At 61.8% G+C, this 24,127-nt stretch carries 20 protein-coding genes; 9 read left to right on the forward strand and 11 right to left on the reverse strand.

The window, feature by feature from the left end; all coding sequences use genetic code 11:
• The first annotated feature begins 50 nt into the window (after positions 1 to 50).
• Positions 51 to 1,847 (forward strand): acyl-CoA dehydrogenase C-terminal domain-containing protein, encoded by a 1,797-nt coding sequence (locus F6S12_RS01150; protein ID WP_011063860.1) that lies wholly within the window; start codon positions 51 to 53, stop codon positions 1,845 to 1,847.
• A 183-nt stretch (positions 1,848 to 2,030) separates the two neighbouring features.
• Positions 2,031 to 3,809 carry an acyl-CoA dehydrogenase C-terminal domain-containing protein gene (locus F6S12_RS01155; RefSeq protein ID WP_315868667.1) on the forward strand — a complete coding sequence of 593 codons (1,779 nt, stop codon included), beginning with the start codon at positions 2,031 to 2,033 and terminating at the stop codon, positions 3,807 to 3,809.
• 237 nt (positions 3,810 to 4,046) lie between these two features.
• Here the strand turns inward: F6S12_RS01155 and F6S12_RS01160 are convergent, their stop codons facing one another.
• Positions 4,047 to 4,976 carry a LysR family transcriptional regulator gene (locus F6S12_RS01160; protein WP_152686493.1) on the reverse strand — a complete coding sequence of 310 codons (930 nt, stop codon included), beginning with the start codon at positions 4,974 to 4,976 and terminating at the stop codon, positions 4,047 to 4,049.
• 102 nt (positions 4,977 to 5,078) lie between these two features.
• Between F6S12_RS01160 and F6S12_RS01165 the strand changes: the two genes are divergently transcribed.
• The 4 genes from F6S12_RS01165 (at position 5,079) to F6S12_RS01180 (ending at position 8,238) form a co-directional block, all read left to right on the forward strand.
• The gene (locus tag F6S12_RS01165; RefSeq protein WP_161466536.1) at positions 5,079 to 5,777 is read left to right on the forward strand and encodes an MOSC domain-containing protein; all 699 of its coding nucleotides are present in this window, start codon (positions 5,079 to 5,081) and stop codon (positions 5,775 to 5,777) included.
• A complete protein-coding gene (locus F6S12_RS01170; RefSeq protein WP_161466535.1) occupies positions 5,774 to 7,057 on the forward strand; it encodes an aspartate aminotransferase family protein in 1,284 nt (427 codons plus the stop codon). Before F6S12_RS01165 ends, F6S12_RS01170 begins: the two co-directional genes overlap by 4 nt.
• On the forward strand, positions 7,057 to 7,782 hold the full coding sequence (locus tag F6S12_RS01175; protein ID WP_011063855.1) for a type 1 glutamine amidotransferase: 726 nt from the start codon (positions 7,057 to 7,059) through the stop codon (positions 7,780 to 7,782). The genes F6S12_RS01170 and F6S12_RS01175 overlap by 1 nt, the downstream gene beginning before the upstream one ends.
• Before the next feature lie 297 nt (positions 7,783 to 8,079).
• Entirely contained in the window at positions 8,080 to 8,238 is a 159-nt protein-coding gene (locus F6S12_RS01180; RefSeq protein WP_011063854.1) for a YqaE/Pmp3 family membrane protein, read from the forward strand.
• A 36-nt stretch (positions 8,239 to 8,274) separates the two neighbouring features.
• Here F6S12_RS01180 and F6S12_RS01185 read toward each other — a convergent pair whose 3' ends face one another.
• From F6S12_RS01185 to F6S12_RS01230, 10 genes are all read right to left on the reverse strand, one after another.
• Entirely contained in the window at positions 8,275 to 10,107 is a 1,833-nt protein-coding gene (locus F6S12_RS01185) for an alpha/beta hydrolase family protein (RefSeq protein ID WP_174395252.1), read from the reverse strand.
• Positions 10,073 to 11,242, reverse strand: coding sequence for a pyrroloquinoline quinone biosynthesis protein PqqE (pqqE, locus tag F6S12_RS01190; RefSeq protein ID WP_019094523.1), 1,170 nt, complete (start codon positions 11,240 to 11,242; stop codon positions 10,073 to 10,075). The genes F6S12_RS01185 and pqqE overlap by 35 nt, the downstream gene beginning before the upstream one ends.
• Positions 11,214 to 11,489: a pyrroloquinoline quinone biosynthesis peptide chaperone PqqD gene (gene pqqD / locus F6S12_RS01195; protein ID WP_011063851.1), complete on the reverse strand. Its 276-nt coding sequence runs from the start codon at positions 11,487 to 11,489 to the stop codon at positions 11,214 to 11,216. Before pqqD ends, pqqE begins: the two co-directional genes overlap by 29 nt.
• Positions 11,486 to 12,238: a pyrroloquinoline-quinone synthase PqqC gene (gene pqqC / locus F6S12_RS01200; protein WP_011063850.1), complete on the reverse strand. Its 753-nt coding sequence runs from the start codon at positions 12,236 to 12,238 to the stop codon at positions 11,486 to 11,488. Before pqqC ends, pqqD begins: the two co-directional genes overlap by 4 nt.
• A 92-nt stretch (positions 12,239 to 12,330) precedes the next feature.
• The gene (gene pqqB, locus F6S12_RS01205; protein ID WP_011063849.1) at positions 12,331 to 13,242 is read right to left on the reverse strand and encodes a pyrroloquinoline quinone biosynthesis protein PqqB; all 912 of its coding nucleotides are present in this window, start codon (positions 13,240 to 13,242) and stop codon (positions 12,331 to 12,333) included.
• Positions 13,243 to 13,346: 104 nt separating this feature from the next.
• The gene (gene pqqA / locus F6S12_RS01210; RefSeq protein WP_003194766.1) at positions 13,347 to 13,421 is read right to left on the reverse strand and encodes a pyrroloquinoline quinone precursor peptide PqqA; all 75 of its coding nucleotides are present in this window, start codon (positions 13,419 to 13,421) and stop codon (positions 13,347 to 13,349) included.
• A gap of 156 nt (positions 13,422 to 13,577) precedes the next feature.
• The gene (gene pqqF / locus F6S12_RS01215; protein WP_315868668.1) at positions 13,578 to 16,040 is read right to left on the reverse strand and encodes a pyrroloquinoline quinone biosynthesis protein PqqF; all 2,463 of its coding nucleotides are present in this window, start codon (positions 16,038 to 16,040) and stop codon (positions 13,578 to 13,580) included.
• Positions 16,041 to 16,088: 48 nt separating this feature from the next.
• Positions 16,089 to 16,883, reverse strand: a complete 795-nt coding sequence (locus F6S12_RS01220; protein ID WP_041120107.1) for a carbon-nitrogen hydrolase family protein — start codon at positions 16,881 to 16,883, stop codon at positions 16,089 to 16,091.
• A gap of 111 nt (positions 16,884 to 16,994) precedes the next feature.
• Complete coding sequence (locus tag F6S12_RS01225; protein WP_041120105.1) at positions 16,995 to 18,677, reverse strand: flavin monoamine oxidase family protein; 1,683 nt, start codon at positions 18,675 to 18,677, stop codon at positions 16,995 to 16,997.
• 168 nt (positions 18,678 to 18,845) lie between these two features.
• Positions 18,846 to 19,307, reverse strand: a complete 462-nt coding sequence (locus F6S12_RS01230; protein WP_011063845.1) for an Lrp/AsnC family transcriptional regulator — start codon at positions 19,305 to 19,307, stop codon at positions 18,846 to 18,848.
• 208 nt (positions 19,308 to 19,515) lie between these two features.
• Between F6S12_RS01230 and F6S12_RS01235 the strand changes: the two genes are divergently transcribed.
• The 3 genes from F6S12_RS01235 to F6S12_RS01245 all read left to right on the forward strand — a co-directional run bounded on the left by F6S12_RS01235 (position 19,516) and on the right by F6S12_RS01245 (position 24,011).
• Positions 19,516 to 21,891, forward strand: coding sequence for a glucose/quinate/shikimate family membrane-bound PQQ-dependent dehydrogenase (locus F6S12_RS01235; protein WP_019094517.1), 2,376 nt, complete (start codon positions 19,516 to 19,518; stop codon positions 21,889 to 21,891).
• Positions 21,892 to 22,116: 225 nt separating this feature from the next.
• Positions 22,117 to 22,416, forward strand: coding sequence for a hypothetical protein (locus F6S12_RS01240; RefSeq protein WP_315868669.1), 300 nt, complete (start codon positions 22,117 to 22,119; stop codon positions 22,414 to 22,416).
• A gap of 1,007 nt (positions 22,417 to 23,423) precedes the next feature.
• Positions 23,424 to 24,011 (forward strand): hypothetical protein, encoded by a 588-nt coding sequence (locus F6S12_RS01245; RefSeq protein WP_315868670.1) that lies wholly within the window; start codon positions 23,424 to 23,426, stop codon positions 24,009 to 24,011.
• The last annotated feature ends 116 nt before the right edge of the window (positions 24,012 to 24,127 follow it).

Raw genomic sequence — 24,127 nt, forward strand, 5'->3', positions numbered from 1 at the left:
CTGAGGGCGGCGGCAGTAGGTTGGTCTGATCTGCTGCCGGAGAAACCACCATGCCCGAGTATCAAGCCCCCTTGCGCGACATGCGCTTTCTGATCGATCACGTCTTCGACTTTCATGCCAGTTACGCGGCGTTGGGGGCCACTGACGCCAGCCCGGACATGGTCAGTGCCATCCTCGAGGAAGGCGCGAAATTCTGCGAAAACGTCCTGGCCCCGTTGAACCGTTCCGGTGACGAGGAAGGTTGCCACTTTGATAACGGCGTGGTCACCACGCCCAAGGGCTTCAAGCAGGCCTTCGCCCAGTACGTTGAAGGCGGCTGGCACGGGTTGGCCGCCGATCCGGCCTATGGCGGCCAGGGACTGCCCCACTCGCTGGGGCTGGTGATCAGCGAGATGGTGGGCTCCAGCAACACCTCCTGGGGCATGTACCCGGGCCTGACCCACGGTGCCATGTCGGCTATTCATGCCCACGGCAGCGCGGAACAGAAGCAGTTGTACCTGGGCAAGCTCACCGCCGGGCAATGGACCGGCACCATGTGCCTGACCGAAGCCCATTGCGGCACTGATCTTGGCATCATCAAGACTCGCGCGGTGCCCCAGGCAGACGGCAGCTATGCGGTGACGGGGAGCAAGATCTTCATCTCCGCCGGCGAGCACGACATGAGCGAGAACATCGTTCACCTGGTGTTGGCCAAGCTGCCGGACGCGCCGGCCGGAACCAAGGGTATTTCGCTGTTCATCGTGCCCAAGTTCCTGCCGGATGCGGCAGGTGAGGCCGGCGAGCGCAATGGCGTGAGCTGCGGCTCCATCGAGCACAAGATGGGGATCAAGGCGTCCGCGACCTGTGTACTGAACTTCGACGGTGCCAGGGGCTTTCTGATTGGTCAGGCCAACAAAGGCCTGAACTGCATGTTCACCATGATGAACCACGCCCGCCTGGGGACCGGAATGCAGGGCCTGTGTCTGGGTGAAACCAGCTTCCAGGGGGCGATCAGATACGCCAACGATCGTTTGCAGATGCGGTCGCTGACCGGCCCCAAGTCTCCGGACAAGGCGGCGGACCCGATCATCGTCCACCCTGATGTGCGGCGCATGCTGCTGACCATGAAGGCGTTCAACGAAGGCAACCGGGCCCTGGCCTACTTCACCGCCCAGTTGCTGGATGTGGCGCATCTGAGCCGCGATGAAGCCCAGCGCCAGGACGCCGAGAACCTCCTGGCGTTCCTCACCCCGATCTGCAAGGCCTTCATGACCGAGACCGGGCTGGAAGTGACCAACCACGGCATGCAGGTGTTCGGCGGTCATGGGTTTATTCGCGAATGGGGCATGGAGCAGTTGGTACGTGATTGCCGCATTGCGCCGATCTATGAAGGTACCAATGGCATCCAGGCCCTGGACCTGCTGGGCCGCAAGGTGCTGGGCAGCCAGGGCAAGCTGCTGCTGGGCTTTACCCGGATTGTGCACAAGTTCTGCAGCGCGCATGCCGAGCATCCGCAGCTCCAGGCTTATGTCGCGCAACTCGATGCCTTGAACCGTCAGTGGGGCGAGTTGACCACCAAGGTCGGCATGGCAGCCATGAACAACCCCGACGAAGTGGGGGCCGCGGCCTTGGATTACCTGATGTACAGCGGCTACATCGTCCTGGCCTATTTCTGGTTGCGCATGGCTCTGGTCGCCCAGCAGCAACTGGACGCCGGGCAGGGCGACCAGGACTTCGCCACCGCCAAGCTGATCACCTGCGAGTTCTATTTCAAGCGCCTGCTGCCCCGTACGGGGGCTCATCGGGCGGCCATCGAGGCCGGCAGTGATTGCCTGATGAAGCTTCCCGCGCAGTTGTTCGCCTTGTAACTGCTAGGGCGGCACGAACAAAGCCCGCTGCTGCGGGTTTTTTCGTGCTTGGGAATATCTGTGACTAAAAATTACATAAAGGTCACTAGTTGACCCTATGTGTCGCAAAAGTTGTTCGGGTACACTCTGGTTTTCTAAATGGGTCCGTTTCGGCCCGCTTTTTTAGTTCTTGCGAGGTTTGCCATGGCTGACTACAAAGCGCCCTTGCGCGATATGCGCTTCGTCCTCAATGAAGTTTTCGAGGTCGCCAAACTCTGGGCCCAGTTGCCGGCTCTGGCTGAGACTGTGGATGTCGAGACGGTCGAGGCGATTCTGGAGGAAGCGGGCAAAGTCACCGCCAGAAGCATTGCTCCGCTGAGTCGCGGTGCCGACGAGGAAGGTTGCCACTGGGACAACACCGAGGTGACCACCCCTGAAGGTTTCCCACAGGCCTATCAGACCTACGCCGAAGGTGGTTGGGTCGGCGTGGGTGGCGATCCCGAATTCGGCGGCATGGGCATGCCCAAGGCGGTATCGGCCCAGGTCGAGGAAATGGTCAACTCCGCGAGCCTGGCCTTTGGTCTGTACCCGATGCTGACTGCCGGGGCCTGCCTGTCGATCAACGCCCATGCCAGCGAAGAGCTGAAAGCCACCTACCTGCCGAACATGTATGCCGGTGTCTGGGCAGGCTCCATGTGCCTGACCGAGCCCCATGCCGGTACCGATCTGGGGATTATCCGCACCAAGGCCGAGCCTCGGGCCGACGGTTCCTATGCCATCAGCGGAACCAAGATCTTCATTACCGGTGGTGAGCACGACCTGACGGAAAACATCATTCACCTGGTGCTGGCCAAGCTGCCGGATGCGCCGGCTGGTCCCAAGGGTATTTCCCTGTTCCTGGTGCCCAAGTTCATGGTCAATGCCGATGGCAGCCTGGGCGAGCGCAACCCGGTGACCTGTGGTTCGATCGAGCACAAGATGGGCATCCAGGCTTCGGCCACGTGCGTGATGAACTTCGATCAGGCCATCGGTTACCTGGTGGGTGAACCGAACAAGGGCCTGGCGGCCATGTTCACCATGATGAACTACGAGCGTTTGGGGGTAGGTATCCAGGGGCTGGCCACTGGCGAGCGTTCCTACCAGAACGCTATTGAATATGCCCGTGATCGCCTGCAGAGCCGCTCGCCTACCGGCCCGCAAGCCAAGGACAAGGTAGCCGACCCGATCATTGTGCACCCGGATGTGCGGCGCATGCTGCTGACCATGAAGGCTGCAAACGAAGGCGGCCGGGCATTTTCCACCTACGTGGCGATGCAATTGGATACCGCCAAGTTCAGCGAAGATCCGGATACCCGCAAGCGGGCAGAAAGCCTGGTGGCATTGCTGACCCCGGTGGCCAAGGCTTTCCTGACCGACCTGGGTCTGGAAACCACGGTTCATGGCCAGCAGATCTTCGGCGGCCATGGCTATATCCGTGAGTGGGGCCAGGAACAACTGGTGCGCGATGTACGGATTACCCAAATCTACGAGGGCACCAACGGTATCCAGGCTCTGGATCTGGTGGGACGCAAGATCGTCGGGAGCGGCGGTGCGTTCTATAAGCTGTTCGCCGACGAGATCCGCCATTTCACCGCTACGGCGGATGAGCAATGGGGGGAGTTCATCCGCCCGCTGAACGCGGCGCTGGACAATCTGGATGAGCTGACCGCCTGGGTATTGGACCGGTCCGCCAGCAACCCCAACGAAATCGGGGCAGCGTCGGTGGAATACCTGCAGGTATTTGGCTACACCGCCTACGCCTACATGTGGGCACTGATGGCCAAGGCTGCGTTGGGCAAGGAGCAGGAAGACGACTTCTATGCCAGCAAACTGGGGACGGCGCGGTTCTACTTCGCCCGCCTGCTGCCGCGTATCCACTCGCTTAGCGCCTCGGTCAAGGCCGGTAGCGAATCGCTGTTCCTGTTGCAGGCTGAGCAGTTTTAACCAGCAAGGGCGTTTGTAAGTCATCTCTTACATAACGTGCTGCTGATCGTCCATATCGGTAGATGACGGCTGAAGCTAATCTACTTCACATGGACGTCGCGCAGGAAGCGCAAAGCAACAACACGGACACGTAGGATTCCGCCAGGATGGTGGAGTGAAAAGGATGTCAGGGAAACAGTCTGCAAAGCCCCGCTTCGGCGGGGTTTTCTTTTGTCCGGGTTTTTTATTTTGGCAGGCTTATCCCGGCACCTCCACGGCGGAAGTTCCCCCCAGGCGCGGTTCCTGCGCATTCATCGAGTCTTCCAACAAACTGCGCAGCAGCTCCAGCGTCCCTTGCTGACGCTGCAGATCCCGGCAGACCAACCCCACCTTTAGCGGCACCCTGGGCTCGCTCAGCGGTTTCCACAACAGTTCCTTGTTGCTGTGCTGCTGTTGGGAGCGCCCGGGAAGCACGGTGGCCAGCCGTGTATGGGGCAGGCTGTCGAGAATCCCGGCCATGTTGTTCAGCTCCGCCTGCACCTGCGGGCGCCGCCCCAGATTGGCCAGTTGAGCCTGCCAGATCTGGCGGATCTGGAACTCCTCTCCCAACAACAGCATCGGCAACTCTGCTGCCTGGCTCATGGAGACCTTTTTGAACTCGCGCAGCGGATGCTGCTCCGGGATGACCAGGGTCAGTTCATCTTCGTACAGCGGTACCCCATGCAGACCTGGCTGGCGTGGCGGCAAGTAGCTGATGCCGATATCCAGCGAGCCATTGAGCAGGCGTCTTTCGATCTCCAGGCCGGTCAATTCATAGATCTGCACCACAAGATGGGGCTGGGCCTTGCGTACACGCTCAAGCATCTGCGGCACCAGGCTGGTATGCACGGTTTGCAGTACGCCGATCGCCAAGGTGCGCAGCGCCTGGCCCTTGAAGTTGCGCAAGGCCTCGCGGGCCTGTTGCAAGCCGTCGAGCAGGGGCAGGGCGTGGTTGTACAGCGTATGCGCCGCCAGTGTCGGCAACAGGCGTTTACTGCTGCGCTCGAACAGGCTGACGTCGAGGTTCTGTTCCAGCTGGCGGATCTGCTGGGAAAGCGCCGGTTGCGAGATCGACAGCCGTTCGGCGGCACGTCCCACATGACCTTCTTCATACACCGCGACGAAATAACGCAGTTGCTTAAAATCCATAAGTATTTCTTATCGAAAAAGCTTAAAAAACGAAATGGCCCGAAGCCCCGGAGGGGCCTAGTCTAGCGCCTATTCACAAGGCTTACAGGGCCACGAAGGGCGATGAATACCGTTTACGTCGATGGTGTTTACATAGGCAAGGCAAAAAATCTCGGCCAGGGTCTGGTCAGCGACACTGACAAGTACCCGGTTGCCAACCGACTCTGGTTGTGGCCACAAGGCCTGGGCAGCGATGAGCACGGCGATCCGCGCTTTCACACCGGTCCCGAGCGCGCCTTGCATCATTACCCCGCTGAACACTATGACCACTGGCGCAAACGTTACCCACAGTTCGCCTGGTGCGCGCCGGCCTTCGGTGAAAACCTGTCCACCCATGGCCTCACCGAAGAACAGGTGTGCCTGGGCGATCTGTTTCGCTGGGGCGGTGCGCTATTGCAGGTCAGCCAGCCGCGTTCGCCCTGCTATCGCCTGAGCCATCGCTGGGGCCTGGCCAATCTGCCGCAACAGGCCCAGGACAATGGTCGTTGCGGCTGGTTTTACCGGGTCCTCAAGCCAGGTTTCGTACAAGCGGATGAACCTTTTGAACTGATTCAGCGCAGTTACCCCGGCCTCACCGTGGCCTGGGCCCTGCACTGTTTTTTCCAGGAACCTCTGGAACATGCTGGCTTGAAAACCCTCATTGATTGCCCGGCGCTTTCCTCGCGCTGGCGTGATATCGCTATCAAGCGCATGCGTACTGGCCGGGTTGAAGACTGGTCCGCGCGCCTGCTGGGGCTGCCGCTGGAGGGCCTGCGGGCATGAATCTGTTCAACCTGCGCCGCACTGTGCCGAGCCTGGAAGATTTGGCCGCCGAGCCCTATGCAAACGCTTCGGCCCCGGCCTTTTCCAGCGAGTGCCTGATGCCCAGTGTGCAGCGTCCCCAACCGGTCTTCGTGCGCGGCCAGGGCTCTTGGCTGTGGGACAGTGAAGACCGTACTTACCTGGACTTCACCCAGGCCGGGGCCGCCAACAGTCTTGGCCACAGCCCGTCGGTCCTGGTCGCCGCGCTTGCCGAGCAGGCGCAGTCGCTGATCAACCCGGGTTCCGGGTTCTACAACCGTGGCATGCTCAAGCTGGCCGATCGCCTGTGCCGCAGCACCGGCAGCGACCAGGCCTACCTGCTGAGCAGCGGCACTGAAGCTTGCGAGGCCGCAATCAAGCTGGCGCGTAAATGGGGGCAACTGCATCGTGGCGGCGCGGCTGGCATCATCACCGCCAGCCAGAGCTGCCATGGTCGTGGCTTTGCTGCGTTGTCGGCGGCTGGCAGCGGCGCTCCGGGCAATCGTTTCGGCCCCGGGCTGCCGGGTTTCAGCCAGGTGCCGTTCAACGATCTGCCGGCTTTGCACGCGGCGGTGGATGCGCAAACCGTGGCGATCATGCTGGAGCCGATCCAGAGTGAGGCTGGTGTCATTCCGGCGACCGAGCATTACCTCAAGGGTGTCGAGCGCCTGTGCCGTGAACTGGGCATCCTGCTGATTCTCGATGAGGTCCAGACTGGCATCGGCCGCTGCGGCACCCTGCTGGCCGAACAGCTGTATGGCGTGCGTGCCGACATCATCGCTCTGGGCAAGGGGCTCGGCGGTGGCGTGCCACTGGCGGCGTTGCTGGCACGGGGCAAGGCCTGCTGTTTCGAGTCGGGCGAGCTGGATGGTACTCACCATGGCAATGCGCTGATGACCTCGGCCGGCCTGGCGGTTCTGGACAGCTTGCAGGAGCATGGCTTTCTTCAGCAGGCGCGCCATAACGGCCAGTACCTGGGGCAGGAACTGACCCGCCTGGCGAGCCGGTATGCACAGGGCCAAGTGCGGGGGCAGGGTTTGTTGTGGGGCATGACCCTGGCGGATGAGTCCGCCGACGCGGTGATCAAGGCCGCCTTGCATGAAGGCTTGCTGCTCAGCGCGCCGCAACCGGACTGCCTGCGTTTTACCCCGGCATTGAGTGTCAGCAAAGGCAATATCGACGAAATGCTCCTGCGCCTGGCTCGGGCTTTTTCCCGGGTGCGCACGGCGCAATTGCAATGTCGCAAGGGAGTGGCCGTCTGATGCGTGTACTGATCCTGCAACATTCGCCTGCCTCCGGACCGGGGCGGATCAACCAGTGGCTGCTGGAGCGGGCGAGCGCCGTGCACATCTGCCATCTGTACGCCCAGGCACGTTTGCCGCGGCTCGACAGTTTCGACCTGCTGATCGCTCTGGGTGGGCCTATGAGTGTGCACGACGAGGCCCAGACTCCGTGGCTGGCTGCGGAAAAACGCCTGTTGCGCAAGGCCCTGTCTGCCGGCAAGCGCGTGCTGGGCATCGGCCTGGGTGGCCAGCTTCTGGCGCAGGCGCTGGGAGCGCAGGTTCGCCCCAGTGCAGCGCGGGAGATTGGCTGGTGGCCTGTGGAAAAGTACCCCAACGCCCAGGACTCGCCTCTGGGGCTGGCCTTGCCGGAACGTCTGATGGCCTTTCATTGGCACGGCGAAAGCTTCGATCTGCCCAAGGGCGCGTTGCCGCTCTATCGCTCGGCGGCCTGCGATCACCAGGGCTTTATCTGGCAGGAGCGGGCCATCGGCTTGCAATGCCTGTTGCAGAGCGACTTGCACAGCATCGAGGCACTTTTGCAGGCGCGCCCCAACGGTTGGCTGAGCGCTGAACACAGCGCCGAGCCCGATAGCGTCGAGGATCAACAGGCGATTCTCGCCGGAATCCCGCATTGCAGTGGTCTGGCACCCACGCTGTTCCGGGTGCTGGATTACCTTTCCGGGCCACATGCGACCTTACGTTGACTGACTTCCTGAACCGTCTCGCGGTATAACGCATCGCCCCGTGTCCGATTTTTCGCACGGGGCGTTTTTTTATCTCCAGCTTTTTCAAACCCCTTCTTTGTTCTTGCAACCTCCTTCAAGTACCGGCTCGTTGTACGGGCGCCATGGCCATCAAGCTGTTGAGCGTGGTGCAGGGACATGGCCTCCAGATCCTCGCCCGAGTGGCAGCGCGGCCTCGAATCGCTCTGAACCCTGGCGTATGGCCAAGGTCGATTGCAGGTAAGGCTCATTCGAGCCGATTGTTATCAGGAGCTGCCCATGGACTTGATCCGCATCATCTTCGCCATTCTCTTGCCGCCCCTGGGGGTCTTCCTGCAAGTGGGGTTTGGCGGCGCTTTCTGGCTGAACATCCTGCTGACCCTGTGCGGCTACATTCCGGGGATCGTGCATGCGGTGTACATCATCGCCAAACGCTGATGGTCTGCCCGTTCCAGGGGAACGGGCAGTAGCTGATCAGTGCTGTGCCTGCAGCACTCGGCGGTAAAACCGCCACTCCTGCTCCAGGGCGTGGGCCTGGTTGCTAGCCTTGCGAAAGCCGTGGCGCTCATCGGGATAGTAGTGGGCCTCGGCGGCGATGCCCTGGTCCTGTAGCGCCTTGAGCATGTCGCGGGTCTGCTTGGGCACCACCACCGCATCCTGCTCGCCCTGGAAAAACACCACCGGCACGCCGATGCTGCTGGCGTGGGCCAGGGGAGTACGGGCCAGATAACGTTCGCTGTCGCGTTCAGGATCGCCGATCAGCCAGTCCAGGTAGTCGCCTTCGAACTTGTGGGTGGCGCGGGCCAGGCTGATCGGATCGCTGACTCCGTAGAGGCTGGCCCCGGCGCAGAAGACCTTGGCGAAGGCTAGGGCGCAGAGGGTGGTGTAGCCCCCCGAGCTGCCGCCGCGTATGAATGCCTGTTGCGGATCGATCAGCCCCTGCTCATCCAGGTGGGCCACCACGGCGCAGGCGTCTTGCACATCCACCTCGCCCCAGCGCAGGTGCAGGGCCTGGCGATAGGCCCGGCCATATCCGGTGCTGCCGCGGTAGTTCAGGTCGGCCACGGCAAAGCCGCGCTGGGTCCAGAACTGGATACGCGGGTCGAGTATCGGGTAACAGGCCGAAGTCGGGCCGCCGTGGATGAACACCACCAGGGGCGGCCGGTTGACACCGTTCATCGCCGGGTAGAAGAAGCCGTGGGCCTGGCCGTCGCCGCTGGGGTAGCACAGGGTCTGCGGGCGGCTGATGCGTTCCGCCGGCAGAGGGGCAATCCCTCCCGCCAGGACTTGGACCTGCCGGGTCTTGCGGTCTATGGCGATAACGGCCGAGGGGCTGACAGGCGAAGCCGCGATGCAGTACAGGTAGTGCTGGTCCAGCGCCAGGCTGCGGAAGCGGCTGTAGTTGCCGCTAAAGTCCTGCTGGAAACCGTCGTCCTGACGCAGCCCGAGGCGGCCAAAACCCTGCTCGGTCCAGCTGCCAAACCAGGCATCGCCGCCCAGGGGCAGCCAGGTGCAACTTCCCAGTTGCCAAGGCGCCGGGGCATGGTCCGCGGCGGTGCTGGGCAACGGCCGCAAACCATCGCTCGACTCGGTCCAGGGTTGCCAGAAACCGCCGCGATCGCTGAGGCAATACAGATGATCGTGCTGGTCGAAGCGCGGCTGTTGCAGTGACTCTGGCTCGCCATCGCCCGCCACGCAGCGGGGATCCCCCCAGGTCCCGTTGCCCAGGCGCTCAGCAAGCATCAGGCGGGTGCTGGTCCAAGGTTGATGGGGCCGGTCCCACTCGATCCAGGCCAGGCGCAGACCATTGGGGCTGAGGGTAGGAGCGGCATAGAAGTCGGCCCCGGCAGCCAGTAGCCGGCGTTGACCGGTGATGCTGTCAATGCTCACCAGTTGGTGTTGTTCGGCGCACTCCTCGACGGCCAGCACCTGGCCAGCGTGGCATCGCAGGTCACCGTAGCGGCACGTGCCTTGAGTCAAGGCGCTGGGCGCTCCACCGGCCAGGGGCTGGCGATACAGCTGCTGGTCCGCCTCGTTGACGAACAGCAGGGCATCATCGCTGAGGCAGAAGGCGCCACCACCGTATTCATAGACCCTGCTGCGCACGCTGAAGCCGGTTGGCGTCAGGCACTGGGGCTGGCCCTGATGCCACTGCCAGATCCGACAGCGGCCGTCCTCGGGACGATATTCATTCCAGAACAGGCCGTGGGTCGTCAGTTGCAGTTCAGCAAAATCGACCCCGGCCGTAGTGGCCTGGCTGGCGCTGAAGGGCTCAACCCTTGGCGATGAGGCGGGAGTTTCGTTCATTGCGAAAAGCCAGTTGCTCGATGGTGTGGGTGGCCGTTTCAGATTCTTCACGGGCCTGGAGGATCATCCCATGGTGTGGCGATTTGCTGCACACCGGATCGGCATTGCTGGCATCTCCGGTGAGCATGAAGGCCTGGCAGCGGCAGCCGCCGAAGTCCTTTTCCTTCTCGTCGCAGGAGCGGCAGGGTTCGGGCATCCAGTCGTACCCGCGAAAGCGGTTGAAACCGAATGAGTCGTACCAGATGTGCTGCATGCTGTGGTCGCGCACATTGGGGAACTGCACCGGCATCTGCCGCGCGCCGTGGCAGGGCAGTGCGGTGCCGTCCGGAGTCACGGTGAGGAAGATGCTGCCCCAGCCGTTCATGCAGGCCTTGGGGCGCTCCTCGTAGTAGTCCGGAGTGACGAAGATCAGCTTGCAGGGATGCCCTTGGGCTTCCAGCCTGGCGCGGTATTCGTTGGTGATGCGCTCGGCGCGCACCAGTTGCTCCTTGGTCGGCAGCAGGCCCACGCGGTTGAGCTGGGCCCAGCCGTAGAACTGGCAGGTGGCGAGCTCGACGAAATCGGCTTCCAGTGCGATGCACAGCTCGATGATGCGGTCGATCTTGTCGATGTTGTGCCGGTGGGTGACGAAGTTCAGCACCATCGGATAGCCGTGGGCCTTGACCGCACGGGCCATTTCCAGCTTCTGCGCGAAGGCTTTTTTCGAACCGGCCAGCAGGTTGTTCACCTGTTCGTCGCTGGCCTGGAAGCTGATCTGGATATGGTCCAGGCCGGCTTTCTTGAAGTCGCTGATCTTCTGCTCGGTGAGGCCGATGCCGGAGGTGATCAGGTTGGTATAGAAGCCCAGCTTGCGCGCCTCGCCGATCAGTTCGGCCAGGTCCTGGCGCACCAGCGGCTCGCCGCCGGAGAAACCCAGCTGCGCTGCACCCATTTCCCGCGCTTCGCGAAATACCTTGATCCACTGCTCGGTGCTCAGCTCCTTGCCCTGCTCGGCGAAGTCCAGGGGGTTGGAGCAGTAGGGGCACTGCAGCGGGCAACGGTAGGTCAGCTCGGCCAGCAGCCACAGCGGCAGGCCAACTTCCGGTTTGCCGGGCAGAACCGCCGGTTCAGGCGAGTTCGATCCAGTGCTGAGCACGGGCGACCTCCATGAACTGCTCGATATCTTCACCGAGCTCGGCCACCCCCGGGAACTGGATTTCCAGCTCGCTGATGATCGCCGCCACGTCACGTTCGCCATCGATCAGGCCGCCAATCAGGGCGGCACTGTCGTTGAGCTTGATCATGCCCTCGGGGTACAGCAGGACGTGGCCCTTTTGCGCCGGTTCATACTGGAAGCGGTAGCCGGGGCGCCAGCGTGGGGTTTTACTGCGGTCGAAACTCATAGGGTGATCCCCTTATGCCAGACCCGCTGATCGGTGACGCTGTGATAGGGCGGGCGGTTCAGTTCATAGGCCATGCTCATGGCGTCGAGCATGCTCCAAAGGATGTCCAGTTTGAACTGGAGAATTTCCAGCATGCGTTCCTGGCCGGCACGGGTGGTGTAGTGCTGCAGGGTGATCGCCAGGCCGTGCTCGACATCGCGGCGGGCCTGGCCCAGGCGGGTGCGGAAGTACTCGTAGCCAGTGGGGTCGATCCATGGGTAATGCTGGGGCCAGCTGTCCAGGCGCGACTGGTGGATTTGCGGCGCGAACAGTTCGGTCAGCGAGCTGCTGGCCGCCTCCTGCCAACTGGCCCGGCGAGCAAAATTGACATAGGCGTCCACGGCAAAGCGCACACCGGGCAGCACCAGTTCCTGGGAGCGCAACTGGTCCGGATCCAGGCCCACGGCCTGGCCCAGGCGCAGCCAGGCCTCGATGCCGCCGTCCTCGCCCGGGGCGCCGTCATGGTCCAGCAGGCGCTGGATCCATTCGCGGCGAATCTCCCGGTCCGGACAGTTGGCGAGGATCGCCGCGTCCTTCATGGGGATGTTCACCTGGTAATAGAAGCGGTTGGCGACCCAGCCCTGGATCTGCTCGCGGGTCGCCCGGCCTTCATACATCGCCACGTGATAAGGGTGATGGATGTGGTAGTAGGCGCCTTTGGCGCGCAGTGCCTGCTCGAATTCGGCGGCGGACAGCGGGGTGTCGGTCATGTGTGTTCTCCGGGGGGCAGCCCTTTCGCGGGCAAGCCCGCTCCTACGCAAAGGGGCCAAGGCTCGTGGGGCGAGCTTGTGGGCGATTCGCCCTACAGCTCAATACTCATTCCGTCGTAAGCCACTTCCACCTTTCGGCGTACCAGTTCGGCACGTTCGGCGGAGTCTTCATCGAGTATCGGGTTGGTGTTGTTGATATGTATCAGCACCTTGCGCTGGCGGGGCAACTGTTCCAGCACTTCGAGCATGCCGCCGGGGCCGTTCTGCGCCAGGTGGCCCATTTCCCGGCCGGTACGGGTGCCCACGCCACGACGCTGCATTTCATCGTCTTCCCACAGGGTGCCGTCCACCAGCAGCACATCGCTGGCGGCCATGATCTCCAGGAGTGGCGCGTCGACCTTGCCCAGGCCCGGCGCGTAGAAGAGTTTGCCGCCGCTGCGCAGGTCTTCGACGATCAGGCCGATGTTGTCCCCCGGGTGCGGGTCGAAACGGTGGGGCGAATAGGGCGGCGCTGCGCTGCGCAGGGGCAGCGGCGTGAAGCGCAGGTTGGGGCAGGCGGGGATGCTGAAGCTCTGGTCCAGCTCGATGCGGTTCCAGCTCAGGCCGCCGTTCCAGTGGCTGAGCATCTTGAACAGCGGGAAACCGGTGCTCAGGTCTTCATGGACCATGTCGGTGCACCAGACCTGGTGCGGGCAGCCTTCACGCAGGCTGAGCAGGCCGGTGGTGTGGTCGATCTGGCTGTCCATGAGGATGATGGCGCCGATGCCGGTGTCCCGCAGTGCGCGGCCCGGTTGCATGGGGGCGAAGCTTTGCAACTGCGCGCGGATATCCGGAGAGGCGTTGCACAGCACCCAGTTCACCCCGTCATCGGAAATCGCGATGGACGATTGAGTGCGCGCCTGGGCCCGCAGGCTACCGTCGCGAAATCCGGCGCAGTTCACACAGTTGCAGTTCCACTGCGGAAAACCACCGCCGGCGGCGGAACCTAGAATCTGGACAAACATGGACGCTCCCTGGGCTCAAGACTGAAAAAAGGACGGAGAACTGAAAATAAAAACGCCCCGGACGGGCCGAGGCGTTGCGCTGCGTTTCTGGCCAGAGGCAGAAATTAGCGGCTGGCGAAGTACATGGTGACTTCGAAGCCGATACGCAGGTCAGTGTAAGCAGGTTTGGACCAGGTCATAAAATTGCTCCTTTGAGGTGGGTGGGACGGGTGTTGCCTATACATATAGTCCACCTCCGGCGGGAGATGTTCAGATGCTTAGGAGGCTATCTTACTAAATTCCCACTAAAGGTTGCCCGCAATTCTGAAGAAAGCTCATTGCAGCGCTGGTAATGATCATTCTGCCACTTGCCAGGGTGCACCCGGGCACGACCTGTTGGCCAGCGCGCTGCAGCCGCCGGCAGCCACTCTGAGTTGGCGGGCGGCCTGGATCACGATGGCGGGCGTCAGGGCCTCTATGCAGCCTTGCAACTGCGGCAGGTAATCCGACGAGTGGCCGGCCAGTTTTGCCTGCCACAACAAATCCATGGCCTGGTCCAGGGGCAGGGTCGCGGGCTGCAACTGTTGAGCCAGGGCCTGTTGCTGATCATTCCAGCTGGGCTCGTCGAGTGCCTGGAGTTGTTCGGGCAGGTGCTCAAGGAATTGTGCGATGTGCTGAAGTATCTCGGTGACTGTCGCGCCGGGGGATTGCACGCCGAACAACAGACCCGTCCGGCCGTTGCGCTGGCGAACGGCACTGAAGACGCCATAGCCCAGTTGCAGCTCCACCCGCAGGCGCTGATAGAACGGGGTCTGGCAGAGCTGGCCGAGCAGGCGCCATGCGGCTTCGTCGGCAAGGCTGGCGCTGGGCACGGGATAGAACAGCAGCAGGGCATGCTCACCGGCACTCCCGGGCAGGTTCTGCCACTGCTGGCCGGTGCCTGCTGGCACCGGCCAGCAGAGGGTGGCGTCCGCTGTGCCGGGCATCTGTTGCAGGGTTCGGCTCAAGGCTTCCTGGATGGCGGCTGGCAGCGCCAGGCCCAGTCCGTCCCAGCGAGCGCTGGCCCAGAGTGCTTGCAAGGCCTCTGGGTCGGGCTGGGCCGGGCTGTCGGGCTGTGGCTGTTCGCTGAATGCCTTGAGCAATTGGCGGATCGGCAGCAGGGGCGCTTCAGCATTGACGCTTGCCTGCTCCTGCCAGAACGACTCGGCAGGTCGTCCCAGGGCTTTCAATGCTTGCAGTAGCACTGCGGGCATGGGGGACGGCAAACCGTGCAGTTTCAGCAGCCAGTCTTTGCCACAAGAGGTGAAGTTCAGCTCTACGCCGGCCTGGCGGGCATCGTCGCGCAATGTCGCCAGGCTGCGCAGCAACCGGGCATGCAAGCCCATCGGGGCAGGCGAGGCCAGTTGCCAGCGCAGAGTCAGGGCGCTACCAGAAGGATCTGCTGGCAGCGCCTGGCTGAAGCTCAGGGCCGAGCTTTCCTTGCGGCCCCGGGAGCGATCCTGGGCAAAGGTGCGCAGCCCGCGATGAGCGCTGGTCTGCCCACGAATCAACCCGGCCCGTGGTGCCTCGATCGTGCTGCGCAGAAAGGGGTTGGCAGGAGGCAGGCGCCAGTCGTGGCTGAAGTGGTCCACAGCCTGGGGTTGCAACTGCTTGAGCACCTGCTTGAGGGCGGCCAGCCCCGACTCATCCAGCCCATCGGCAGCTTGGCGGCTGTCACGTCGGGACAGTTCCAGGGCGCTGGCAACTTCGATCTGGCGCTGTTGCAGCAAGGCATATTCTTCGCGCAACGGTGCCCAGTCGGCCTGGGCACTGAAGAACCCCAGCCACTCTGTCAGCAGCTCGCGTACCTGAGCCGGGGCTGATGCCGCCACGCTGCTCAGATCGAACTCCAGGTGCAGCAGGGCCTGGCCGGCGAACTCATACAGGAGCGTTGCCTTGAGGCTGTGAGCCAGTTGGCGCTGCTGGAGTTCCGCCAGCAACCCGCCGGGCTTGGCCGATTGCAGCCAGGTGCAGAGAAAATCCACAGCGGCAGTAGCGCCCGCGGGCAGCCGCTCTAGAGCAAACAGCAGGTCCAGCCGCTGGCCGCTGAGTTGTTGGTAAGTCTGGTTGCCCGTGGCCATTAGGGCGGGAGGCGCTGCCTGCTCAAGGTGTCGACCGCTCGGCAGGCAACTGCCGTAGCGTTCCGCCAGGGCTCGGAGCTCCTCCAGTGGCTGGGGGCCGGCGAGGCTCAAGACCATTTGCCCGGCCTGGTAATACTCGCGATGGAACTGCTGCAAGGCCTGCTGGAAGGCGTTATTGGGCAGGTTCAGGCTGTAGCGGTTGCCGGCATGGAAGGCCCTTAGCGGGTGCGCGGCATGAAGACCGTCAAACAGTGCGAACTGACGCTGCGCTGTCGCATCCCGGGACCAGGCGATGAACTCCGCGTGCAGGACTTCCCGCTCCCGGTGTTGGTCATCCAGGCTCATGCGCGGTTGAGCGAGCATCTCGCACAGACGTTCCAGGCCACCGGCAAAGGCGCTGGCCGGCAGCTCGAAAAAGAACTCGGTGGCACGTTCGCAGGTTCGCGCGTTCAGTTGCCCGCCCTGGGCCCGTACATAGGCCATCAGCCCCTGTTCGACAGGAAAGCGCTCGGTCCCGAGAAACAGCAGGTGTTCCAGAAAGTGCGCCAGGCCCGGCCAGGCCAGCGGCACATCGTGGCTGCCGGCGGCGACGCGCAATGTCGCGGCACAGCGTTTCAAATGGGGAGCATGACGCAGGGAAACCCGCAGGCCGTTGGCCAGGGTCTCCAGTGGGGGCAGAGGGTGATTCGGCGCGGGCATGAGCACTTCCAGAACAGAGAAGCGCTCATGCTAGCGGATATCCCCGGATCAGCGCTTGCTCAGGTCGTCGTAAAGCTCGGGGCGGCGATCGGACAGGTAGCGGTTGAGCGCCCGGGATTCGCCCATCAGTTGGCGGTCCAGGGTGCCGATGATCAGGGCCTCGTCGAGACCGGCCAGGGCAATCCGGCTGCCGTCGGGGGCGGCGATGCTGCTCTGGCCGCAATAGCGGATCTGTTCTTCATGGCCACAGTAGTTGGCATAGGCCACGTAGCACTGGTTCTCGAAGGCCCGGGCACGGATCGTCACGTCGGCGACGAAGTCGTAGGGGATCATGTTGGCGGTCGGCACCAGAATCAGCTCCGCGCCTGCCAGGGCCAGGCGTCGTGCATTCTCCGGGAACTCGATGTCGTAGCAGATCAGAAAGCCGAGTTTCCAGCCGTCCAGTTCCACCAGCGGAAAGTCATCTTCGCCGGCGCTGAACATCGAATGGTCGAGGTCACCGAACAGGTGGGTCTTGCGGTAGTTGCACAGGCGCTGCCCCTGGGCGTCGATCAACTGCACGGCGTTGTAGATCTGGCCGTCGTCACTGCGCTCCGGGTAGCCATAGAGGATCGCCGTGCCGGCGGCCTGGGCGATGGCGGCGATGCGCTGGGCCGAAGGGCCGTCCTGGGCCTCGGCCAGAGCGCCTACCGCTTCCAGGCCGATGTTGTAGCCGCTGAGAAACATCTCCGGCAGCACCAACAGATCGGCATCGGTGGCCTCCATGGCCACCTGATGCAGGCGTTGCAGGTTGCCGGCCACATCCAGCGGCCGTGGCGGGCACTGATACAGGGCGACGCGCATGGTCTTCACTCCACTCACTGACAGACCAGCCACTGTAGCCGCTGTCGCAGGTTCGTACGACATCCCCGCAGGGCAAGCCTGCGGGAACGAGCGCCTGCCCGGCTGCCGGTTTCAGTCGGCCAGGGCAATCGGCCCGATCTCGTGGAACACATCCCCCGGGCCCGGGTTCTCGGCGTGGGTAGCGCCACCGAAGTGCTTCATGATCCCCCACACCGCGTTCAGCGAGGTCTGCACCGCACCCTCGACCCAGGCCGGAGTCCAGGAGACATCGTCACCAGCGATGAAGATACCGCGCTGCTCGGCGGGCATGTCGTCCTGCATGAAGTGCGCGTACATCCGCTGGTTATAGCGGTAGTGGCCCGGCAGCGCGCCCTTGAAGGCACCGAGGAAATGCGGGTCGGCCTCCCAGGAGACGGTGATCGGGTCGCCGATGATACGGCTGGCGATATCCACCTTGGGGTAGATCTTCTTCAGCGCATCCAGGGCCAGCTTCACGCGTTTTTCCACAGGCTGCGGGAGCATCTTCAGGGCATCGCTCATCCACGAGTAGGACAGGCAGATCACCCCCGGCTTGTCGTCGCCGTTGTCGAACAGGTAGGTGCCGCGGGTCAGGCGGTCGGTGAGGGTCATGCTCATCAGGTCGCGACCGGTTTGCGGATCCTTGTCCTTCCAGAACGGCCGGTCGACCATGACGAAGGTCTTCGACGACTGCATGTAGCGGGTGCGGTCCAGGGCCATCCACATCTTTTGCGAGAACAGCGATTCCTCGCATTCGATCTGGGTGGTCAGCAGCCAGCTCTGGCAGGTGGTCAGCACCGCGGCGTATTCCCGGGTGTCGCCCCAGTTGTCGGTGACGCTGAAACGGCCGTCGGCGGCCCGGGCAATGCGCTTGACCCCGGTACGCGGCGCGCCGTGGTGCAGCGAGCTGAGGCTGGTACCGGCCGGCCAGTGGGCACAACGCTCCGGTACGTGGCGCCAGATGCCCAGGGGCACCTGCTCGACGCCGCCCACGACCAGGTGCTGGTGGTCGTCGCAGTTGGTCATGACCACGCGGAAGATTTCCAGCATCGAGTTGGGGAAGTCCGAATCCCAGCCGCCGGTGCCGAAGCCCACCTGGCCGAACACCTCACGGTGATGGAAAGACAGCTTGGCGAAGGCCTTGGAGGTGGCGACGAAGTCGTAGAAGGTGCGGTCGTCCCACAGCGGCACCAGGGTGTTCCACAGTTCCTTGAGGCGCGGCACGTCGCGGTCACGGATTGCCTGCTGGATTTCGCTGAAGCGCGAACCATCTTCCAGGGCATCGGCCCAGGCATCGGCTACTTCCTGGAACAGCGCCGGCAGGTCGGCGAGTTTCTGGGCGTAGTGGGTCTGGCCTTCGAGGTCGATGACGGTGCTGCCCGAGGCCGGGGTCAGCGGGTTGGGAAAGGGCTTGGTTTCAAGGCCGAGCTTGTCGACGTAATGGTAGAAGGCCGTGGACGACACCGGAAAGCGCATGCCACCCAGCTCGGCGATGACCCCTTCGGCTCCCTCAAAGGCCTGGGAGCGCAGGCGGCCGCCCATTTTCGAGGCTTCATAGACCACTGGCTTGAGGCCCAGCTTCATCAGCTCGTAGGCCGCCACCAGCCCGGCGATACCGGCGCCGACAATCGCCACTTCGGTGCCGTGCCGTGCCTGGGGAATGCTGCCCAGGCCGGCAGGATGCTCGATCCAGTCGTCGAAGGCGAAAGGGAAGTCCGGGCCGAAAATGGTGATCGGCTTCTTACCGTCTGCAGGATGGCGATTGTTCTTGTTCATGGCTGACCTTGGCGGGCGGCTCAGCAGAGTGCTGAGTATAGGAAAAGATGGCAGCCATTCTAGAGAGGGTGAAACACGTAAATAAGACGCAAACTGTCGTCGTTATGCTCGGTTATTTATCGATATGACGAATTTTTGCGTCAGATTGACTGTTTGGCAGGGCGCGCCTTACAGCGCGTGCCCGCGATCGATCTTGCTGCTGAGGATGATCGAGGTGGTGGTTTTCTCCACGCCGTCAACGCTGCCGATCTGGTCCAGCAACTGGTCCAGCTGTTCCGGTGAGTCGGTGCGCAGCCAGGCCACATAGTCGAATTCGCCGCTGACCGCACACAGTTGCTGGACCTGCGCCATGCCGCTCAGGCGCCGCAGCACTTCCTTGCCAGAGCGCGGCTGGACCTTGATGCCGACATACGCCTGCAAGCCGCCATCGACTACCCGCTGCCCCAGGCGCACGCCATATCCGGTAATGACCCGGGTCTTTTCCAGGCGGGCCAGGCGCGAGGTCACGGTGGTGCGGGCGATACCCAACTGCCGGGCCAGCATCGCCACGCTTTCGCGGGCGTTGATCTGCAAGGCTGCGATCAATTGACGGTCGACTTCGTCAAGAACGGGAGGGCGGCTATCGGACAAGGTGGGCTCCAGCACGGCTATCGGGGGAGCGCACATGTTACAGGCTCCCGTGAACACCCGCCGCAGCTCCCGGAGAACATGGCGCAAGCGACAGCTACGCTCTGCAAGTCGGGAATTTTTTTGAAACAAATGACCTGCGACAGATTGTCATAAGTAACTGGTTAGTACATTCTCGCCGTCAGGTTTTGAAGATGGGAGAGTTTTTAAGATGAAAAACACGGGGGCTGCCGCCGGCAGCAAATGGTTGCTCGGGGGGCTGGGTATCCTGATTGCCCTGATCGGGCTGGGCCTGGCCGCAGGCGGGGGTTACCTCCTGAGCCTGGGCGGCAGTGCCTATTTCCTGTTGATGGGCCTGGCGATGCTGGTGTCCGGGCTGCTGATCGCGCGGCGCAACCCGCGTGGTGCCTGGCTGTATGGGGTGGCCCTGGTGCTGACGGCGATCTGGGCGGTCTGGGATGCGGGCCTGGAATACTGGCCGCTGGTCTCGCGGGTACTGACCTTCGCCGTGATCGGCCTCGTGGTGGCGCTGATCTACCCGACCCTGGTGCGCGCCTCCGGAGCCCATGCCGGGCGCGGTGCCTATGGCCTGGCTGGGCTGTTGGGGATCGGTGTGGTCGCGACCCTGGCCTACATGTTCGTGCCGACCCATGTGGTCAAGGCGGATAAGGTGCCAGCGGTCCAGCCGGTGGCTCCCGGGACGGAACAGAAAGACTGGGCCCACTGGGGCAATACCACTGCGGGCAACCGCTTCGCCGCACTGGACCAGATCAACAAGGGCAACATCGACCAGTTGCAGGTGGCCTGGACCTTCCGCACCGGTGACCTGCCCGAAAGCAACGGCGCTGGTGCCGAAGACCAGAACACACCCCTGCAGATCGGCGATACCGTCTACACCTGCACCGCCTACGGCAAGGTGTTCGCCCTGGACGCCGACACTGGCGCCGAGCGCTGGAAGTTCGACCCGCAGGGCTACGCGCCAAACTGGCAGCGCTGCCGCGGCCTGGGTTATTTCGACGCCTCTGCCACCCCGGTAGCCGATGCTTCGGCGCCTGCTGCTCCGGCGGCCTGCACCAAGCGCCTGTTCCTGCCGACCGGTGATGCGCGCCTGATCGCGATCAACGCTGAAACCGGCAAGCCCTGTGAAGACTTTGGCAACCAGGGCACGGTCGATCTGAAAACCGACATGGGTGAGATCAAGCCGGGCTACTACCAGCAGACTTCGACACCGTTGGTGGCGGGCACCGTAGTGATCGTCGGCGGCCGGGTGGCGGACAACTTCTCCACCGGCGAACCGCCGGGCGTGGTTCGGGCTTTCGATGTGCGCAGCGGCGAGCTGATGTGGGCCTGGGACCCGGGCAACCCGGCCACCACCAAGCGCCCGCCGGCGGGTGAAACCTACACCCGTGGCACGCCCAACGTCTGGTCGGCAATGTCCTATGACGCCAAGCTGGGCCTGGTGTACCTGCCCACTGGCAACGCCACCCCGGATTTCTTCGGCGGCCAGCGCACCGAGTTCGACGACAAGTGGAACTCCTCCATCGTCGCCATCGACGTGAAGACCGGCCAGGTTCGCTGGCACTTCCAGACCACCCATCACGATCTCTGGGACTTCGACCTGCCGGCACAGCCGCTGTTGTACGACATTCCGGACGACAAGGGCGGTGTACAGCCGGCGCTGGCCCAGGTCACCAAGCAGGGCGAGATATTCCTGCTCAACCGTGAGACCGGCAAGCCGATTGCCCGGGTGGAAGAGCGCCCCGTGCCCCAGGGCAATGTGCCGGGCGAGCGGTACTCGCCGACCCAGCCGTTCTCGGTGGAAATGCCGTCGATCGGCAACCAGACCCTGACCGAGTCCGACATGTGGGGCGCGACCCCCTTCGACCAGCTGATGTGCCGTATCCAGTTCAAGGGCATGCGCCATGAGGGTGTGTACACCCCGCCGGGCCTGGATCATGCGTTGCAGTTTCCGGGCTCCCTGGGCGGCATGAACTGGGGCAGCGTGTCGGTGGACCCCACCAGCAACTACATGTTCGTCAACGACATGCGTCTGGGCCTGGCCAACTACATGATTCCCCGGGACCAGATCGCCGCTGGTGCCAGTGGCATCGAGATGGGCGTGGTGCCCCAGGAAGGCACGCCGTTCGGCGCCATGCGCCAGCGCTTCCTCTCGGCGGCGGGCATTCCCTGCCAGAAGCCGCCGTTCGGTACCATGTCGGCCATCGACCTGAAGACCCGCAAGCTGGTGTGGCAAGTGCCGGTGGGTACCGTGCAGGACACCGGCCCGCTGGGGATTCGCATGCACCTGCCGATCCCGATTGGCATGCCGACCCTGGGCGCGTCCCTGGCTACCCAATCCGGCCTGCTGTTCTTCGCCGGTACCCAGGATTTCTACCTGCGGGCCTTCGATACCGGCAATGGCAATGAGATCTGGAAGGCGCGCCTGCCCGTGGGCAGCCAGTCGGGCCCCATGACCTACGTGTCGCCCAAGACCGGTCGCCAGTACATCCTGCTCACCGCTGGCGGTGCGCGGCAGTCGACGGATCGTGGCGACTACGTGATTGCTTACGCGTTGCCCAAGAAATAAGCGCAGCCTGGCAACACCATGAAAAAGCCGCGCAATGCGCGGCTTTTTCATGGGCGCAAGCAATGGGCTTCAGCCCCGTGCGATTTGGGGAAGGAGGGGCATGTTCCGGGAGGGCGTTGGTGGTTGCCTGCAGGGGAGTGTAAATAAGAACTGTCTTAGATACTGTTTGTGGGCATTTTGCTAAAAAAGCCGCCTTTTCCTGGTCCCGAAATAGTGGGAATGAATATGGATTTCGGCATGACGTACAGGCTGTCTCTTTCAGGCTTTCAGGATGCGGTCGAGCATTTCCACACGGTGGTCGAGGCCCTGGCCTTCTATGAAAGCCTTCAGGAGAGGGAGGGGGATGTACCTGGCGCTGGCCGTGCAGAATTGCACTGCCTGCAAAGGAATACCTTCGTCGTCCTGCTTCCGGGAATCAGTGTGCAAACCGTCACCGAAGAACTGGAAACCGTGTGGGAGTGGGCGCCGGAAGATCGCCTGAAAATTCGCCCCATGTTGAAAGAGCGCTATCGGAACAAGACTTGATGAGGTTTGCTTTTCAAGCAATAACACAGAGCTGCGCATTGCATGGATTTTGTGTTTGGTGGGCTTCGAGACATACGCCCCGCCGCCTCTGCAGTCGGTACGCGCCGCGATCTTGAGATGGGCAAAAAAGTGAGTGCAGAACTCGTCGGCGAGCGGGGGAATGCTTTCTACATCCGATTTATGTGTGGTTACTAATGTATACCTATACGGATTATCATCGGTGGCTGCCTTAAAAAGTGTCCATCGGAGAGCGGAGGCTTGCAGCTGGAGGTTTATCGCCCACTACTACCTCCCCGTCATTAAGTAACTGCGATTTGGTCGGTCGGATGTTTCACAGTTGGAAATTCGATCTTGTCGATAGATACGAATTTTTGGGCGCTCTATTTGTTTTCAGGGTGCCGTATCACTCACTAAGAATTTAACTTGTTCAAGGTGTGTCCCACCTCCGAAAATCTGTCTTTAGGCGTGTTTTTTAAGAATTGCCTTAGATCGTGGTCGGTTTGAATGAAATAGAATTTTAAGAGGTGAGTTTTCCAAGCGACTAGGGCGATGAAGTCATGATTAGCTATTTAGGTGGTTGCAGTTTTTTTCGGAGCTATCTTGTAATATTTTTTGTTTGTGTGATCTATTCCGGTTTCGTAAGTGCGGATTATCGAAATAATTACTGTAACTCCGGAGCGGAGTTGGGTAGTAACTCTATATCTTTTAAGCTCGGATACTTACGCCCTTTCTCTGAGGTGGAAGTTGGAGGTGTTCTCGGAACCGCAGCGCTGGTGGGTGCCGTGACATGTAACGATGTAGAGGAACCTTACGGAAAGTTGGGCTTTAGTCTACAAGTTGGTCCTGGTACAGGCGAGCCTGGGGACATTTGCAGTACGCCGATTGATGGAGTTGGAGTGCGATATAGATCGGCTTATGGTAGAGCCATACCATGTGACCATTGGGACGAAGTTTTCCTGGTCCGGCCAAAAAAAGGCGGGTACTACGCGGTCTCATTGGATCAAGCGGTGGAGTTCATTAAAACCAAGCCGAGAACCTCCCTCGGGCCAGGGTTACATGAGCTGCGACTGCCTCCGAGTAGCTATATCTCCTCATACTGGAAAGGTACAACCAATAGCAATATTTGGGGAAACTATGCATTTTATTCAACCGCCAAACTGCTGGTAGCAGACTGCCGAATGGTTGACGCAAACAAAACAGTTGACTTCGAAGGAGTGAATCCATATCACCTTGCAGATGGCGGCATGGTAGAAAAGAAATTTGATCTTACGCTTGGGAGTTGTGGCAGCCAAAGCGCAGCCGAAGAATTCAACAGCGTTGCCAGTTTCCATTTTCAGTCGAAAAATATACGAACAGATGGAAGGCTGGAAAATGACCGATGCGAGGGGTGCGCCAAAGGCATATTGATCACAGTGGCAAATGCTAAGGGGAAAATGATTGATTTAAATAAATCTTATTTGATGAGGGGTGGTGATTATAGCCTGAGCGGAGAAAGAATAACGCACCACTTTTTGGCTAGGTTAGAGCGCGATTTTAAAAATATTGAAGCAGGAAGAATTCAGGTGGTGCTTACGCTGATAATAAGTTCGCTTTAATTGTGAATGCGATGTAAATGCTGTATGGGTATGCATGATGGTATTTTTGCGTTGATATTTGATTGTTGAATTGTAACGTTCTGGCTGATTGATATATCTATTTAGGCTCTCTCTTG

It is taken from the genome of Pseudomonas sp. JV245A, from assembly GCF_032424515.1.
Classification (GTDB): domain Bacteria; phylum Pseudomonadota; class Gammaproteobacteria; order Pseudomonadales; family Pseudomonadaceae; genus Aquipseudomonas; species Aquipseudomonas protegens.

Coding starts and splice junctions, on each gene's coding strand:
- F6S12_RS01165 (WP_161466536.1), top strand. CDS start 5,079: ATGAATACCGTTTACGTCGATGGTGTTTACATAGGCAAGGCAAAAAAT.
- F6S12_RS01220 (WP_041120107.1), bottom strand. CDS start 16,883: ATGCGCGTCGCCCTGTATCAGTGCCCGCCACGGCCGCTGGATGTGGCC.
- F6S12_RS01185 (WP_174395252.1), bottom strand. CDS start 10,107: ATGAACGAAACTCCCGCCTCATCGCCAAGGGTTGAGCCCTTCAGCGCC.
- pqqF (WP_315868668.1), bottom strand. CDS start 16,040: ATGCCCGCGCCGAATCACCCTCTGCCCCCACTGGAGACCCTGGCCAAC.
- F6S12_RS01150 (WP_011063860.1), top strand. CDS start 51: ATGCCCGAGTATCAAGCCCCCTTGCGCGACATGCGCTTTCTGATCGAT.
- F6S12_RS01180 (WP_011063854.1), top strand. CDS start 8,080: ATGGACTTGATCCGCATCATCTTCGCCATTCTCTTGCCGCCCCTGGGG.
- F6S12_RS01160 (WP_152686493.1), bottom strand. CDS start 4,976: ATGGATTTTAAGCAACTGCGTTATTTCGTCGCGGTGTATGAAGAAGGT.
- pqqB (WP_011063849.1), bottom strand. CDS start 13,242: ATGTTTGTCCAGATTCTAGGTTCCGCCGCCGGCGGTGGTTTTCCGCAG.
- F6S12_RS01170 (WP_161466535.1), top strand. CDS start 5,774: ATGAATCTGTTCAACCTGCGCCGCACTGTGCCGAGCCTGGAAGATTTG.
- F6S12_RS01225 (WP_041120105.1), bottom strand. CDS start 18,677: ATGAACAAGAACAATCGCCATCCTGCAGACGGTAAGAAGCCGATCACC.
- F6S12_RS01155 (WP_315868667.1), top strand. CDS start 2,031: ATGGCTGACTACAAAGCGCCCTTGCGCGATATGCGCTTCGTCCTCAAT.
- pqqD (WP_011063851.1), bottom strand. CDS start 11,489: ATGAGTTTCGACCGCAGTAAAACCCCACGCTGGCGCCCCGGCTACCGC.
- F6S12_RS01235 (WP_019094517.1), top strand. CDS start 19,516: ATGAAAAACACGGGGGCTGCCGCCGGCAGCAAATGGTTGCTCGGGGGG.
- F6S12_RS01175 (WP_011063855.1), top strand. CDS start 7,057: ATGCGTGTACTGATCCTGCAACATTCGCCTGCCTCCGGACCGGGGCGG.
- pqqC (WP_011063850.1), bottom strand. CDS start 12,238: ATGACCGACACCCCGCTGTCCGCCGCCGAATTCGAGCAGGCACTGCGC.
- F6S12_RS01240 (WP_315868669.1), top strand. CDS start 22,117: ATGGATTTCGGCATGACGTACAGGCTGTCTCTTTCAGGCTTTCAGGAT.